Origin of the sequence: Candidatus Uabimicrobium helgolandensis, from assembly GCF_041508025.1 — a bacterium.
In the GTDB taxonomy this organism is placed as follows: Bacteria; Planctomycetota; Uabimicrobiia; order Uabimicrobiales; family Uabimicrobiaceae; genus Uabimicrobium; species Uabimicrobium helgolandensis.
The window spans coordinates 324,123-339,692 of the sequence record NZ_CP165719.1; the positions used below are offsets into that span (position 1 = coordinate 324,123).

The following is a 15,570-nucleotide window of genomic DNA, read 5'->3' on the forward strand; positions in this document are numbered from 1 at the left end:
CTCTCTGTATTAGTATTAGGTTAGATTATGGAAGAATATAAATATACTGTAGATGAAAAATCTTTGATGCAGGGTTTTTTAACGCAATTTGTGTGGAAACCTATTGTACAATGCTTACCAACGAAGCTCAAACCAAATACAATAACTATTTTTGGTTTTTTTTGTATGCTTCTTAGTGGTGTAAGCGTTTATTTAACTTTTTATGGGCACAATTGGGCTTTTTTGACTGCAACCTTATTATTGTTTATTTATACTGCTAGTGACAATATTGATGGTATGCATGCACGAAGTACAGGCCAATCTTCTCGGCTTGGAGAGTTTCTTGATCATTGGTTAGATTCTTTTAGTTGTATAGTTGTTAATATGGGAATGGCGATTGTGCTTGGTCTTCATGGATGGATTCTTGCTTTATATTGTATTTCTATTGGAATTGCATTTTTTTGTACAATATGGGAGCATCACTATACCGGCGTTTTTCATAGTGGTCGTTTAGGAACAAATGAAGGTTTGTTTATGGTGATGGGCGTTTATTTAGCCGCTTTTATTTTTCAAAGACCATCATGGTTACAATATGATGGAACAACAACTCATTTTGTAACTATTGCTATTATTTTTGCAATGATTATTAGTTTTTACACTGCGTTGAGGTGTATCTTGCGTGTACGAAAAAATCTTTGGGAGTGCATTCTTTTACTTTTTGCAATGTTCACAATTGCAGCAGCTAACTACTTGCTTTATATTCCTGATGTTTTGGCTGCAGTTTTAATTTTGGCATACAATACGATGTTTTGCGGAAAGCTCTTTGTTGAACATCTTGTTCAAAAAACATCTCCATATCGACACTCTATAACTCTTTTACTTACTTTATTAGCAATTATTGTTATGGTTTTCGGAATGAATATTTTTCCTTATGTTCTATACGGAGCGTTTGTTTTTGCAGGGATTGCATTACTTCTTGATGGCGCGAGGGGTATTTATTATTTGCGTTAAGAGTGATCCTGCGTTTTTTTGGTTGGAGTACTGCGATCGCAAATTGCAAACTTCAATCAGAATTACATTCCTAATATTTTTTTCGAATTTTAAGGTTTTTTCGAAAAGGATTTTGACCAGTTTTGGTTTTTTTAGGAGTGGATTTACTTTTTTTCTTGGCTAGAAGAGGTTTAGGTTTTGGCTTTAACTTTGGCTTAGCTTTTTTAGGTTTTGTAATGATAATGATTTTTTGCGGTGCTTTTTTTGAGAATCTGTGTGCTGTAAATATACCTGCCAAAAAACCAAAAAGATGGCTTTCCCAAGACACACCTGGTTCCCCTGGAAGCACTTGAAAAATCATACTTCCATAGATAAAAATTACCAAAATAGAGACTAAAACAAATACAAATTTTTTGCGAAAAAATCCAGCGGCTACAATGTAGCCAAAAACACCAAAAATAACACCACTAGCCCCAATATGATTTGCTTCCCGGGCAAAAATCCAAGTAGCAAACCCTCCTATTATCATTATGTTTATTAAAATAGAGAAAAACAAAGCAGGTTCGATAAGAGCTAAAATACAACCAAATATAAAAAAACTGGTGGTATTTGCCATTAAGTGGTATATATCACCATGAAGAAATGGTGCAGTAAATATACCAGCAATACCAACAGTTTCTCTAGGTATAATTCCATATTGGCGAATATCAGTAAAAATAGCAGATATAAGATGAACAATCCATAATACAACGATAATTTTTACAACGTTCACCAATTTATTCATAATTATTCTCGTAAGAGCTGTAAGATAAAGTTAGCAAACTCATCATCAGGAACTCGTTGTACAAGTCGTTCAAAAATAATCTGCGCTTGTTGTTTATGTCCTGTTGTCGCTAATATATATCCAAAAATGGATAGAACTTTTATATTCGTTGGTTGTTGTTTGACAATATCAGCTAGCTCTTTTAGGTGTTTTTTAAAAGTAGACGCTCGAGGATAATATTGAGGCCAATCTAAAACCGTTAGTTTTTTATCAATGACTGTTTTTTTGAGAAGTCCGTATGTGCCCTCATATTTTTTCATTGCAAAACTTGACATACATAGTAACCATAGAGCTTCTTTCCCATCGTTACTTGTAATTTGTCTGGTAAAGAATTGCGCTGCTTTTTGATATTTTTCCTGATAAAAAAGTTCTAGTCCTTCGCGAAGTGTAGGACGATATAATGAGAAATCTCTTTTAGAAGATTTCTTTACTCGTCGCGGTTGTTCTATACGTTTGCGAGGTTTTTTTTCGGTATCTATTTTTCGTGATGTTTCTTTGGGTGTTTTTGGTCCTTGAAGAAACTTTTCCCACAAAAAATCAATTTGTTGTGGATGATATTTTTGTTGGCGTAAGTGTTCAATTGCAATTTGTACGCGCTTTGTTTCTCCGCGCAAAAAAGATAAATAAGCCCATAGAAAAAGAAGATCTAAGTCCTCTGATTTTTGTTGAATTTGCTCTTCTAGTTTTGCAACAGTTTCCTCAAAGTAACGTACTTCTCCAAATTGCTTTTCCAAAGAAAATTGTTCGTCAAATGCTTGGGGAGCAAGCTGAAAAGCTTTGAGTAGAGATTTTACAGCGTGAGGGAATTTTTTAACTGCGGCGAAACTGTGTGTTAGATTATAGAGCGTTTGTGGGTTTTCAGGATATAACGCAAAAGCTGTTCCCCACTGCTCTACAGCATTTACAAATTGCCCTTGTCGTAGATAGCTATATCCAATTTGTTCTATTTGCTCGTAACTTAAATAAAAAGAATTGGCTTTTTCACCGCTTACCATTTCATAGAGTTTTTGAGCTTCCATATGGCTGTGGTTTTTAGCTAAAACTAGTTGATAAGCTGTTTGCGCTTTTTTACGATTTTCAGAAAATTGACACAAAAATCCAAACAATAAGTAAGTGTTTTCTGGACGATTGGTGGTTAATAGCCAACGTTCAAATTCGTCTCTTTTCCTTAAAAATTCAAAATTGTCGGGAAAAATAGCTAAGAAATTAAAACGCGCCTGTTGCCAGTGAGGATAAAGATTAATAGATCGGCGGAGGAGATCTCCGCCCAAAACATACTCTTTGTTTGCAAAACTACACAGGGATAGATAAAAAAAGGGAACAGGGTGGTCGGGGCTTTTCAAAGCAGCAGCAGCAAATTTAGAAGTAGCTTGCGAAAAGTTGCTGCTTTGAAAAAAATTTTCTCCAGCAGTAATATCTTGCTGAGAGTCTGTGATGTTTTGCTTTTTAGCATAACGATGCAAGTCATTAATATTACTTTGAGCTTGCAACGTTGTTATAAGTATGATAAAGGAAAAAAGTATATATTTTAGCATAAATCTAGAATGTTTCTGGTGAGAAATCTAAAGCGTCTGCTTCCTCTGTTTCCTGTTCTTTTTTGATTCCCGCTTGCGTAGGAGTCGCTGATCTTCTTGGTGCTTGTTCTTTATGTGTAACTGGTTGCCATGCTTGTCCACTGTATGTGTTAACCTGTCCGCTCATTACATCCATAATTTCATTATATAAACGAGCTTCCATAGCGGCGTTACTACCAACATTCACCCAATGATGATTTGGTTGATAATTTGAGTGTCCCCATGCCTTAGGCTCAGATACATCAAGTTGTTCTAGAACGCGAACAGAAGGGGCATAATAACCGTCTTCGTCCTGTACTATTCGTGTAACCACTTTTACGCGATTTTTGTTTGATGCAAAATCACCTTCTACGCGGCTTACAGCAATAAGTGTATCTTCTCTTGTTTTTGAAGGTTTAACTGCTAAACCGTGACGGTTCATTACGGTTTGCGAAGCAACCCAAGCACGATCATAGTCATCGTTGCTTATAAATATATTACGACCGCAACCTGTAACTAGCAGCATGGAAAATAAAACAATGGTTACTGCAAATAATCTCATATATATTCCTCGCTTAAGTTTAAGTTATTAGATAAGGATTTAATAGAATATAAATTCTATGTCACTGCGTATAAGTGACACAATAGCAAGTAATTATTCCTATAATAATAGTAGCACAAAATCTTTTTTTTGCAAATGTATTTTGTGATTAACGCACGTTATCTTTTTGCTCGAACATGTTGATAAATAATCCTAAGATAATTAACAAATGGCAATTAGCTTTGAGTTAAGTGGCTTATCACTTATTTCATGGTTGTGAGGGTTTCCTCTATTTTTATTTTTAACTCAGCGTAATTGTTGTAGCGGTTTTCTTTTTTTGGAGCCATGGCTTTCTTGGTAATTTCAATGAGCGCTTCTGGAATGTTGGCATTGAATTCTCTCATGGGCCTTAGTTTTTTATTTTTTATTGCGTGCATTATATCTACAACATCGGAAATATCATGAAAAGGTTTATGTTTTGTCGCCATGAAATACAAAGTCGCTCCTAGAGCATAAATATCCCCACGATGATCTAAATCTTTTTGGGTAAAGTATTCTACAGGCATAAAATGAGGTGTTCCAGCAATTACTCCGTCTAAGGTGAGTGCATGGTAATGGTTACCAAGGCTCTTAGCTAAACCAAAATCAACAAGCATTGGCATATTTCCTTGATCACGGTGCATAATGATGTTTTGCGGCTTTATGTCACGGTGGATGATCTTGAATTTTTCATAACCGTATTCTAAAGCAGAGGCTAGGCGATGTATAACAAGTAGTTGCATTGGGTAATCGTCGTATAGTTCATCAATCGCTTCATCTAGTGTCGGTCCTGGAATATAGTCCATGGACAAGTAAGGGTTACCAGAGATATTACCGCTACCTTTTACCTTTACTATATTATGATGATTGAGTTCTAAAAGAATCTGAGCTTCGCGAATAAAATAATTTACAAAACTTCGTGACATTTCCGATTTATTTTTTCCTTGGATATACTTTTTAAATTTAAGTAGTTTTAGTGCTATTTTTTCATTGCGATCAGGATCATACGCCAAATAAACTTTTGCAAAAGTCCCTTCTGATATTTTTTTTATTACTCGGTATTTACCAAGAAACATTGCTGACGTACCTTGTTTAAGAGGGGAATCATAAACTTTGCGCGTATGTAATTTATCCTCCGCACCAGGAAAAGTGAACATCACTTTTCCACATTTTCTACAGTTTATTTTTACAACGGAATTCTCAGTCACGTGAACTTCTATTTGGTTCTCACAGCAGCTAGTCTTATAGGTTTTCAAAAGTTTCTCCGTTTCGCTTTTGCCGAATAGATATTACTACGCAAATTTTTGCAACAATATAATTTTATAGTTCTTTAGAATTTAACTGTCGCGGATAAAAAAATCAAAAATATTTGAAAAAAAATCTCAAATAGGCCTGTTTTGTCGGAGCAGTCTTTATACTAGGTTTTATAAATATTAATATTTTATTGTGTGGATGATCTTTTCGATTTTAAAAGGAGAAACTTATGTTTAAAACAACATTTTTGATTTTTTTATGCGTAGTTACAAATATTTTTGGTGATGAACAAGATAACTTTGATCCAAGTCAATTTTTAGATACAGTAGTGAAGTTTCCGCATTTGTTAGAAAAAGAGCGTTTACTCTCTTCGCCTAAGTCTAAACAAAGAACAAATACGCGTCGAAGTTTTCGTACTAGAACTCGTTCTCTACCAAAACGTATTATTCGCAAAGGCATTACTGACCGAGATGTTATTGGCAATAGTGAAGTTGCAAATGATGTGTTTGTTATTGGCACTCATCTTGGAAAAGAAGTAACTAAATCTTTAAATAAAAGCTTTGCGAATACTTTTTCAAAAAAGCAAATCAATCAATTACAACAACAAATTACAAAAGCGGTAAAAAGTACTACACGAAGTTTCGATAATACAGCTTTTTTTATTGATAGTAAAAATGCAGAATTAAAAGCTTTTGTTCGTGCAGATGATTTTGCTGGTCGCTCAGGAAGGTCTTTTGAAAGATCTGATTTATTAGGTAAAACTGTTGCTGTTGGAAATGAAAACTTTACAGTAGTGGCGGCAAAAAACTTTTCTCCTATTGTTATTGATTTGGATTGTAATGGTAAACCAGATGTTGCTAAAAATGAGTGGCGTCCTCATGCTCCTAAATTTTTTGGCGAGCGTACAGCTTTATTTGATATCTCAGGAAATGGAAACTTGGAACTAATGGAATGGTTGGGTAAAAACGATGCTTTACTTGTACTTCCTGAAATCGATGGTAGTGTAGTCGATGGTCATAATTTATTTGGTACGGCAGGTGGATTTAAAGATGGTTATGCAAAGATGGCTATCATATTAGATGTTGATAAGAACGGTTGGGTTGAAAAAGAAGAACTAGAAGGACTTTATTTATGGCAGGATCGAAATTCGGATGCCTATGCGCAAAAACAAGAAATGATTGAAGTTGTTGACTATGGTATCGAAAAAATAAAAGTATCTCATAAAAACTTTGTTTCACATTGCTATATCAAGGGGAAAAAGGTAACTACATGGGATTGGTGGCCAGCAGCATTTGAATTGCAAAAAAACAATTAGGTAAATATATGAAATTTTTCGGATTTTTATTTTTATGTACTTGTTTATTTTTTTGGCAATTAGGAAGTGAATCTTCAATAACGAACAACCAACGATCTATTTTTTTGCGAGATATCGATGAAAGTAAAATTTTACATAAAAAATTTGATGTGGGTGGGTTTAAATCTAGTGACGAGATGGTAAAAAGTATTTGTGTTGCTCTTTTTACTGATAATCCTAGCCAAGAATTGTTTAATAGAGAGCTAAAAAAAATTTATTTCTACTCTTTAAAAAAACAACTATCTGCTGATTTACTTAATTTACAAGGGCGTCTCTTTTGGTATAAAGTACATTTGAACAATCAGGAAAAAATGTGCGCGGATTTCTGGTCTATTCGTTGGAAAGGTTGCGCAGCGCAATCTTGGAGAATGGCGAAACAAAGATACAGTAATGATTTCTCTAAATTTTGTTTGTATATTCAAGAATGGATGCCAGAAAAAGAGATGTTTACTATGGAAGAATATAAAAAATATATTTGTAATGAAAGCGCAAAAGATATGGTTTTTTTACTGCGTAGGGCTTTTGACGCGTCATCAATTGAATAGTCATTGTGACTTTTGGCCGTTAACGTAATCGTAGTGGTAGCCGATCAATTTTAAAGTGCAATTATTTTAATACCAGAAATAACTATAATCACTTATGAGGCTACCTTGGTTTAGACTATTTTGAAATGGATTAATTTCATAAGAATCATATGCAGTATAATAGTTCTTTGAGTCCTGTAGCAATATTTATTTGACGTTTTTTAGATATAAGATTAACAGCTTTGTCTACATCCATATTTTGGTATTTTATGAAATAGCCAGCAACAATACTAGGAGAACGACTACGTCCCGCATGGCAATACACTAACACAGGAGAATTGTTTTCTATAAAGTCGGCAAGCGTGTCAACTGCTCTTGTGAATAGCTGTATAGAGTTGCCATAACCATCAATGAAATTGAATACTTCGCTATCTTCTATATCGTTTATTTTTTTGCGCTTTTTTCCGTCGAGTCCAAGAATAGACTTCATATTGTGCTCTTGAAGTAATTTCTTGTTTTGAGCATCAATATGATTTCCTATTGCTATTTTATCTGTGATCCAATTCATGTTAAGTCTTCCTATTTTATAACAGAATAAATATCTTGAGGAACTTTAAAAATCAAAACGTTACCGTTAGTTGAGGGAATTGCTATTTTTGACCAATCGGAAAAAATATCTGCACTATGACCTTTGAAGTAACCATCATAAATTTTTCCGGAAAAATCATTGATTAAATCAAAAATCACAATATCTTTTCTTGAGAATACAGCAAAATATGTTGCATCACTGCTTGGTTTAAAAGACATTTTCTTTATATCTTGTGTAAATTCGATATCCTTCCACTTTGTCCATTTTGAGTTTTGGCGAAAGAAAGAGATTGTATTATTAGCATACACCACAGCAAAATATTTCTCCGAAGGATGCCATTTTATGGCTGTAATTTTCCCTTTATGCGTTCTAAAGTGAAAACCGTTATTGAGTTTTCCTTTTAAAAATTCTTTATCATATATTCTTATGTCACCTTTTTGTGTTCCGATGGCAAGTAAGTTTCCTTTTGGACTTGGGGCGGCATAGGAATTTTCTAAATCAATCGTTGTTCTGTTTCTTCTATCGATATTACAAACAAATATTTGTTTCCCACTACTTACAATGATATTTTTATCATCATGTGAAAACTCCAATGAATTTATTGTGTTATTGAGTTTAATTGTTTGTTGTATTTTCAAACTATCCATATTAAGTAAAACAATTTGTTTTTCTTGGGCATTTGCTAGTATTTTTTCATTATAGCTAAAGTGAAGAGTTCCTATATTTCTTGCTCTAAATTCGCGTAAAAGAAAGAATTTATCTTGTTTGTTCCATATAAAAGAACCTATTAAAAAAGGTTGTACAACAAAATTTCCTCTAGGGCTAACGATAAGTGGTTGAGAAAAAGTAGCGTTGATTTCGAAATTATGAGATTTTTTTGCATTAAAAAAGAGCTCTTGAAATTCTTGGTTTGCTAATAATTTTTTTGAAAAGTAGTTTGCAGTGTTCCATTTTTGGACAATAACGTCTTTTTTGTACAAAGAGTGAATCCATAGATTGTTGTTTTCAAAAAATAAAGAAAATGGAATATACTGCAATTCTATCATTGAGATAAGTCTCTTCGTAGTGTCCCATAACATAGCGCGTTTATCTTGGCCAATGCTAGCCATAATTCTACCATCATTACTGAGTTTAATGTCTTTTATATTATTAATATGCTGTCCAATGATTGTTTCTCTTTTTCTGGCAAGATCATATACAAATAACTGTCCAAATGAATCGCTTGCAGTTAAATATCGATTTTCATGACTAAAAGTTAAACTTGTGAATTTGTTTCTATTATAGCTAAGAGAATGTTTTTCTTTTTGTTTTTGTATATCCCAAATAGATATTCCACCACGCACACAAGCAGCAAGTAAGGAACTATCTTTACTAAAACAAATATTTCCTTGCGCATGTTCTATAATTGTCTGCCTATTATTTTTTTCGAAAGAGTGAATTTTTACTTTGCGACCTTCGGTAATTGCTAACCATTTATTATCAGGAGAACACGCAATTTCACTTATGTGACCTGTTACGGGAAAAAAAGTCAGTGCTTTTTTGAGTGAAAAGTCGTATGCGCTTATTGTGAAGTTTTTTACAAAATAGGCTCTTTGAGAATTATGAAACAAAACATATTCACTTTGGCATGGAGTGGTGAAAAAATTTTCATCGAAATGATAAGCGTTCTTGTTTGGAGAGAATTTACCACAAACAAATATAGGCTTGTCTTTATAGACGATGCCTGCAAAGTATTTCTTGTTTTGCGAAACAATTGCTTTTCTGAATTTTACAAAACGGTATTCTTTTTCTAACACTGGAGTATTAGGAAGTACTGTATGGAGATAGAAAGAAAGTTGTTGACTATAATCTTTTTGTGGTAGTTTTTGGATAATAACATGGGCGTTTTTTATATTGTTTAAAGCTTGAGGATAATTTTTTATTACGATATTTGCTTTGGCAGTTTCGAAATGAGCTTTAATTAAACTTGCTCGGCCGTTATCTAAGGCTTTTGCTAGCTCGTTTTTGGATAAGTTTTCATTGTATAGAAACAAAATAGTCAGTAGGGGAGTTACAAAAAAGAGAATAAAAAGTAGAGTTACTGGAAGAGGATGATGGTAGCACCACAAGCTAATCTTTTTTAATACATGAGGTGGGCGAGTTATGATTGTTTGGTTGTTGATAATACGTTCTATTTCCCGACGTAACAAACTAACTTTTTGGTATCGGGCCTGATTCTTTCTCTGTATACAGTGCATACAGACTACTTCTATATCTTTATTGATTTTAGGAGAAAAACTAGAAAGAGTAGGTGGTTCTGACGTTGAAATTAAATATAATAACTGTAAGGCACTTTCTTCTTCAAAAGGAGTTCTGCCGGTGAACATTTTATAAAGAATAACACCTAAAGCATATAAGTCACTGCGTTCATCAGCCTTAAATCCACTGAGTATTTCAGGAGCAATATAATGTGGTGTTCCTATAATTTCTCCTGTTTGGTAAAATGTATTTTGGGTATCAAGTTGTCTAGCAATACCAAAGTCCATAACTTTAATATTTGTGCCGTTAATCATAATATTCTCAGGTTTGAGGTCACGGTGCACAATTTTATTTTTATGAGCGAATTCTACAGCTAGGCATATTTGTTGGAATACTTTAAGTCGCTTTTTTATGGTTTGCTTTTTTTGCATCCACGTTTCTAAAGTTTCGCCATCAATAAGTTCCATAGCAAAAAAATGTTTTGGTGAAGTTCCTGTATCGTATATAGATACAATATGAGGATGATCAAGTTTTGCCATTGCTTTGGCTTCTTGAATGAATTGTTTTTGAGACTTTTCGTTTGCTTTTATCAAAATTTTAAGCGCACAATAACGATTCAAAGATGTATGGTGGGCTTTATAAACAACACCCATTGCTCCTCGGCCAAGTTCTTTGATAATGGTATAGTCACCGAACTGCTTTGATGCGAAAAAAGAATGCACTTCTTGCCAATTTTTTTGATCGCAAGATAAAAGATCATGACTTTGTAATAGGTGTTCTTGTATATATTTTTTTATTTGATGTATTGAAAAAGGTCCTTGGGCTGTAGTCGTTCCTTTTTTCTTAGTGTACCAATTTTCCATATGACATTCCAAACTGGTTTATTTGATGGTATTAACAGTGAGTTGCAAATGTGCGTTTTATGCCTACCATTTGAAAATTGTTGTGATTTTTGTTGAATTAAAAACTTTCGAACGTATTGTTTTTTCCAAAAGTACATCTTCGTAACACTACAATTACCAGATGTAAAAAAAATTGAAAAGACAACGATTTCTTATTTCTTTCGTCTTTCTTTTTTCTTAGGAAAAATACTAAAAATTCGTTTTCCAATTATTAGACGAAAACCAAGATCAGGAGCTCTGAACATATTTCCAGCAGAGCCAAAACGCTGTGTTTCTTTTTTCCCTAAAAAGCTGCTTCTGTGTATTTTTTTAAAAATCTTAGTCTTATCTTTGGGCCATTTTGATCCATAGATCCAATTTTCTAACCATTCTCCAACATTACCGTGAAAACTACATCCCCCCCAAGCGTTAGCAAATTTTTGGTAAGTATATATAGGAACAGGTTTGCCATAATTAATATTTGCTTGTTGGTGATAGAGTTTGTCGCCTACGTTGTATTTATAAGTAGAGCCTGCTAGACAAGCATATGCCCATTCTTTTTGGTGTGGAACTCTTATCGAAGAGTATTTTTTTGATTGTTGGTTGAGTTTGTTGCAAAATCGTTCTATTTCAATCCAGTTCATTAGTGATGCTGGTAGGTTATTTCCTCTAAACTTTGAATGGTTTGTCATTTTCATTTTTAACCATTGTTCTTGAGTAACTTCGTATTTCCCCATGAAAAAAGCTTGAGGAAAGGTTACTTTTTCAGTAACCTTTTTTGATTTTTCTTGAAATACGATACCTGGTGGAACTAAGAAAAATTTCATATTGAGTTTGCGAATCTCTTTTTTGATAGGCAAACCATATTCGTTTGCAAACCATATTTGGTATTTTTTTGCATAATCTTTTTGTTTCGAAAAAGGTAAGCTTTGCCACTTTGTTACTGTAAAATCAAATAGTCTTAGTTTTTTGTTCCATCCAGCTTCCCATACCGACTTTGTAAAAGCAATGTTTTCCAATTGCTTTTCTTGTTCGGGAGGAGTTTGTTTTTTGTTGTTTGATTGTTGCTCTTTGTTTGGTTGTGTTACTTTTTTTGCTCTAGATGGTGGATTTTCGTCGATGGACTTCCCTAGAAAAAAGGCAAATATTATCATAAAAGGTATTAAGGCGAATACTAAGGGTGTTTGATTTTTCTTTAAAATATTTACTATTTTGCGCATAGTTCCTGAAGATGCTTCTAGTTTTTCGCCACGAGAAAAACGTTGTAAGTCTCTTTTTAAGCTCGCTGCATTTTGGTAACGCTTTTCTTTCTTTTTTTCTAGGCACTTTATACATATATTTTCTAAGTCTTTTGGGATGCGAGGCTTTATTTTGCAAGGAGAGGTGGGATGTGTGTTTATGATTTGGTTTAGCATTTGTGCATAACTTCCTGTGGTAAAAGGAGGTTTACCAGTAAGAATTTCGTAAAAAATGGCTCCTAATCCATACACATCACTTCTAACATCTATGTCTCTTGTCCTCCCTCCGGCCTGTTCAGGTGGCATGTATTGCAAAGTTCCCATAATCATTCCTGTTCGGGATAATTTTTTACTAGCTTGAGATGTTTTTGCTAAACCAAAATCCATAACGATAGGTTCGTTTTTATCGTCGAACATTATATTTGCTGGTTTTAAGTCGCGATGAATAATACCTTTGCTGTGAGCGTGGTGTATAGCGTCGGCAATTTTCTCCATTAATTCTACAGATTGGCGTATTGATAAACTCTTGGTACGGTCTTTTAAGCAATCTCCTTCTACTAAGTCCATTGTAAAATAAGGATGTTTATCTTCGATACCAATGTCGTAAACGCGAATAATATTAGGGTGGTTAAAATTAGCTGTAGCACGTGCTTCTCTTTGGAATCTTTGAAAATCTATACTGTTTTCCCCTGCATCCAGTAACAACATTTTTAAAGCAACTTCTCTTTGTAGTTGTTGATCGTAAACTTTGTAGACTCTTCCCATGCCACCACGACCAAGTTCAGATATTATTTCGTAACGATTAAAAGATGGAACCGATTCTTTTTGTTTTATTTGTGATATCGGGCCAACGGTTTTTATGTCTATTTTAGTTTTTTGTTGTATTTGCGATGCTTCTCGCCAAAGATCATTGATTTGCTGTTGAGAAATATAACCTTCGCTATTTAAAATATTAAGTAGAGATGTTTTTTGTTGTTTCTGTATCGCGAGACATTTTTGTATCTGTTCTGTATTTAAAATACCTAATTGCAAAGCATGAGAGATTAAGTTTTTTTCATTTGTTGACATGCTACTACCTCTATTTGCGATTATTTTGTTTAAATTTAGTGTAGTTTATCTCTGTTTTTCTAAGTAGAGTTATTCGTTTTCATCGTCTTTTTTGCGAATATTGAGTTTTATGTTTGTTTTTTGCCCTAGACTAAAGGGAATTTTTTTCTGATCGGTTGATTTTTTTTCTGTTTTAGGTTTTGAAAAAATTGTTGGTATATGCGATTTTGCTTGCGAACTTTGCTCTGAGTCATTTTTGTGTAGCTGGAATGATTTTTCAGACGCATTATTTGCTTGTATACTAAACGGTTGGGCTTGTTGTTCTGGGCTATTTTGTTCAGAAAAAGTAGGTTCTGTCATTTCTTGAGTTGATTCTTGTGTTTGAGAATTGGAAGTGATGCGATGAAAACGCGAGCGAAAATTATGGAGCATCGCCTCATTTTCCTGCGGAGAGTCTTGCGGGTTAGGTTTTATTGTCTCTTTTTTAATATTGTGGATTTGGGATAAATCAGGTTCATCAGGTATAGCAAGAGTATTTTCATATTTAGTGTTTGACTGAGACTCATCGGGTATAGCTACCGTATCTTCATATTTAGTGTTTAGCTGAGGTTCATCAGGTATAGCGAGAGTATCTTCATATTTAGTGTTTGGCTGAGGTTCATCAGGTATAGCGAGAGTATCTTCATATTTAGCGTTTGTTTGAGGTTCATCAGGTATCGCTATTGTATTTTGCGGCTCAGAACTAGAGTTTTTATTTTCAAAAGTAGGACTTTGGTAAGGAATATTGTTAGCATTACGCTCTACGAAATTAATTGGATCTTGGGAAAGAGGAGGAACATTTGCAATTTGTTGATTTGGTTGTGGTTGAACTTGTGGGTTGTATTGTGGTTCTTCTATAGCTGCAGATTGTATTGGATCCGCTGGTTCCTCTGGAGGAAAAAAAGCATCTCTATGGGATAAGTTATCTATGCCTAACACAACGGATTGTTCTTGGTCATCATTTTCGTTTGAGGTATTATTTTCTAAGTGAAGCCCCATTTTTTCCATTTCCACGCGAAGTTCTTCTTTGTCATTTTTTCTCTCTAAATCAGGAATAGCAAAAGGAAAGGGATTTTTTTCGTTCATTAGTTTCATTTCAGTGTGGAGAAAAAGATCACATTGTGGAGTTGCTATTTCTTCCAAAATCTTCATTGCCTCGGGTGTTTCAAATTTATATATAGAGTGAAGAGCTGCGCGCCGAATGTCTTTCGATTCATTGGATAAATGTTGTTGTAGAAAAGGTAGTTTTTCTGTGAATTGTAATTGTCCATATGCGCTAACAATTGCCCACTCTAAAAAGAAGTCTTCTTCATGTTCTTGTAAAATAGAAATCGTTTGTGGTAGTTTGTAACTTGCAAGTATTTCAATTCCCAATAATTTAATCCACCATTCTACGTTTTCGCGCAAAATAGAGCCAATTCCCTCAGGTATACGTTCATCATTTAAATTCATTGAGATAATGAGGGCGTCTACTCGATGGTTAAGATCTTTGTCATGCAGTAGTAAAACGATAACTTCTGTTATTTCCTTTTCTATTGTTTGGAAAGATTTAAATATTTTTTTCTTTATGTCAAAACTGAGATTGCGCATGCGGTTTAATAAAAGAACCGTTGACTTGTGCAGGTCAGGTAAACTTGCAAAGAAAAGAGCGCTCGATTTGCGAATGCTTTGCTGATTGTCCATCAGGGCAGGGATAATTAAATCCACAATGTCGACATTCATTGCTAGAGCGATTTCCTTTAATGCTTCGATCAGGAGTCCTTGGTTATCCTTAGTTTCGCGCGACATAATTTCAAATATTACAGTAATGATTTTTATATCTTTTACTTTTGTTAATCTTTTAATAATACGACGACGAATACGTTCACTTTTATCCATAAGTAAAGGGCATAATAAAGTAAAAATTTCATTTTTTTGTATCGAGCGACTAAGTATGTGAACGCATAAGGATCGTACTTCTTCGTTGGCGTCTTTTAAGCTAATTGAATACATTGGAATGTAAGGTTCGATGTTACCCATGTTTTTTAATATTTTGAGAACTGTTATTTTTTGTTGAGGTTTTCCGAGTTTGATGTGTTGTTGTAAAAAAGAATCTAAGCCAGTTGGAGCTAAATTGGCGATAATCAAAGACATCTTCTCTATCATTTCATCATTTTTGCCTTCCATTTCACCCAGGAGAATTTTCATAGTCTCCTTGCTCTTGCTTTTTGAAAAAATAGCATAGCTAAAATCGCGATAGTTTTTGTCTTCTGTTGTTAACATCCATGCCGTATTTTGTAGTGTTGCTTGATTAGTTGCCTTTAGCTTGTCTAACAATTCTATTTTTTCTTGGGCATTATTGTACGAATGGGTTCGTAGATGTGTCAAAATACTTCCTACACTTTGTAAACTCATTTTAGGCCTCCTAGTATTTGTGCTTGAAAACTCGGAATTTTCTTTACAAACTTTTGCTTAATTATACAATACAATTCAAAAATCAAG

The 15,570-nt window shown here is 34.0% G+C and carries 11 protein-coding genes; 3 read left to right on the forward strand and 8 right to left on the reverse strand.

What is annotated here, in order from left to right:
• Positions 1 to 27: 27 nt before the first annotated feature.
• Positions 28 to 990, forward strand: coding sequence for a CDP-alcohol phosphatidyltransferase family protein (locus UABHE_RS01110; RefSeq protein WP_372368305.1), 963 nt, complete (start codon positions 28 to 30; stop codon positions 988 to 990).
• Positions 991 to 1,060: 70 nt separating this feature from the next.
• Here the strand turns inward: UABHE_RS01110 and UABHE_RS01115 are convergent, their stop codons facing one another.
• The 4 genes from UABHE_RS01115 to UABHE_RS01130 form a co-directional block, all read right to left on the reverse strand.
• A complete protein-coding gene (locus UABHE_RS01115; protein WP_372368307.1) occupies positions 1,061 to 1,753 on the reverse strand; it encodes a rhomboid family intramembrane serine protease in 693 nt (230 codons plus the stop codon).
• A 2-nt stretch (positions 1,754 to 1,755) separates the two neighbouring features.
• A complete protein-coding gene (locus tag UABHE_RS01120; RefSeq protein WP_372368310.1) occupies positions 1,756 to 3,327 on the reverse strand; it encodes a tetratricopeptide repeat protein in 1,572 nt (523 codons plus the stop codon).
• A gap of 4 nt (positions 3,328 to 3,331) precedes the next feature.
• Positions 3,332 to 3,907, reverse strand: coding sequence for a hypothetical protein (locus tag UABHE_RS01125; protein WP_372368311.1), 576 nt, complete (start codon positions 3,905 to 3,907; stop codon positions 3,332 to 3,334).
• 242 nt (positions 3,908 to 4,149) lie between these two features.
• Positions 4,150 to 5,181, reverse strand: coding sequence for a serine/threonine protein kinase (locus UABHE_RS01130; protein WP_372368312.1), 1,032 nt, complete (start codon positions 5,179 to 5,181; stop codon positions 4,150 to 4,152).
• A 227-nt stretch (positions 5,182 to 5,408) separates the two neighbouring features.
• Between UABHE_RS01130 and UABHE_RS01135 the strand changes: the two genes are divergently transcribed.
• Together UABHE_RS01135 and UABHE_RS01140 are read left to right on the forward strand one after the other, a co-directional pair.
• The gene (locus UABHE_RS01135; RefSeq protein WP_372368313.1) at positions 5,409 to 6,494 is read left to right on the forward strand and encodes a hypothetical protein; all 1,086 of its coding nucleotides are present in this window, start codon (positions 5,409 to 5,411) and stop codon (positions 6,492 to 6,494) included.
• Positions 6,495 to 6,502: 8 nt separating this feature from the next.
• On the forward strand, positions 6,503 to 7,078 hold the full coding sequence (locus UABHE_RS01140) for a hypothetical protein (protein ID WP_372368314.1): 576 nt from the start codon (positions 6,503 to 6,505) through the stop codon (positions 7,076 to 7,078).
• Positions 7,079 to 7,223: 145 nt separating this feature from the next.
• Here UABHE_RS01140 and UABHE_RS01145 read toward each other — a convergent pair whose 3' ends face one another.
• The 4 genes from UABHE_RS01145 to UABHE_RS01160 all read right to left on the reverse strand — a co-directional run bounded on the left by UABHE_RS01145 (position 7,224) and on the right by UABHE_RS01160 (position 15,483).
• The gene (locus UABHE_RS01145) at positions 7,224 to 7,625 is read right to left on the reverse strand and encodes a dual specificity protein phosphatase family protein (protein WP_372368315.1); all 402 of its coding nucleotides are present in this window, start codon (positions 7,623 to 7,625) and stop codon (positions 7,224 to 7,226) included.
• Between the two features lie 11 nt (positions 7,626 to 7,636).
• Positions 7,637 to 10,747 (reverse strand): WD40 repeat domain-containing serine/threonine-protein kinase, encoded by a 3,111-nt coding sequence (locus tag UABHE_RS01150; RefSeq protein ID WP_372368317.1) that lies wholly within the window; start codon positions 10,745 to 10,747, stop codon positions 7,637 to 7,639.
• A gap of 191 nt (positions 10,748 to 10,938) precedes the next feature.
• Positions 10,939 to 13,071 (reverse strand): protein kinase, encoded by a 2,133-nt coding sequence (locus UABHE_RS01155; protein ID WP_372368318.1) that lies wholly within the window; start codon positions 13,069 to 13,071, stop codon positions 10,939 to 10,941.
• Positions 13,072 to 13,140: 69 nt separating this feature from the next.
• Positions 13,141 to 15,483, reverse strand: a complete 2,343-nt coding sequence (locus UABHE_RS01160; RefSeq protein ID WP_372368319.1) for a HEAT repeat domain-containing protein — start codon at positions 15,481 to 15,483, stop codon at positions 13,141 to 13,143.
• Positions 15,484 to 15,570: the final 87 nt, after the last annotated feature.

What these genes read in the sequence shown, in the direction of transcription:
- UABHE_RS01110 (WP_372368305.1), top strand. Translation starts at nt 28, where the DNA reads ATGGAAGAATATAAATATACTGTAGATGAAAAATCTTTGATGCAGGGT.
- UABHE_RS01115 (WP_372368307.1), bottom strand. Translation starts at nt 1,753, where the DNA reads ATGAATAAATTGGTGAACGTTGTAAAAATTATCGTTGTATTATGGATT.
- UABHE_RS01120 (WP_372368310.1), bottom strand. Translation starts at nt 3,327, where the DNA reads ATGCTAAAATATATACTTTTTTCCTTTATCATACTTATAACAACGTTG.
- UABHE_RS01125 (WP_372368311.1), bottom strand. Translation starts at nt 3,907, where the DNA reads ATGAGATTATTTGCAGTAACCATTGTTTTATTTTCCATGCTGCTAGTT.
- UABHE_RS01135 (WP_372368313.1), top strand. Translation starts at nt 5,409, where the DNA reads ATGTTTAAAACAACATTTTTGATTTTTTTATGCGTAGTTACAAATATT.
- UABHE_RS01140 (WP_372368314.1), top strand. Translation starts at nt 6,503, where the DNA reads ATGAAATTTTTCGGATTTTTATTTTTATGTACTTGTTTATTTTTTTGG.
- UABHE_RS01145 (WP_372368315.1), bottom strand. Translation starts at nt 7,625, where the DNA reads ATGAATTGGATCACAGATAAAATAGCAATAGGAAATCATATTGATGCT.
- UABHE_RS01150 (WP_372368317.1), bottom strand. Translation starts at nt 10,747, where the DNA reads ATGGAAAATTGGTACACTAAGAAAAAAGGAACGACTACAGCCCAAGGA.
- UABHE_RS01155 (WP_372368318.1), bottom strand. Translation starts at nt 13,071, where the DNA reads ATGTCAACAAATGAAAAAAACTTAATCTCTCATGCTTTGCAATTAGGT.
- UABHE_RS01160 (WP_372368319.1), bottom strand. Translation starts at nt 15,483, where the DNA reads ATGAGTTTACAAAGTGTAGGAAGTATTTTGACACATCTACGAACCCAT.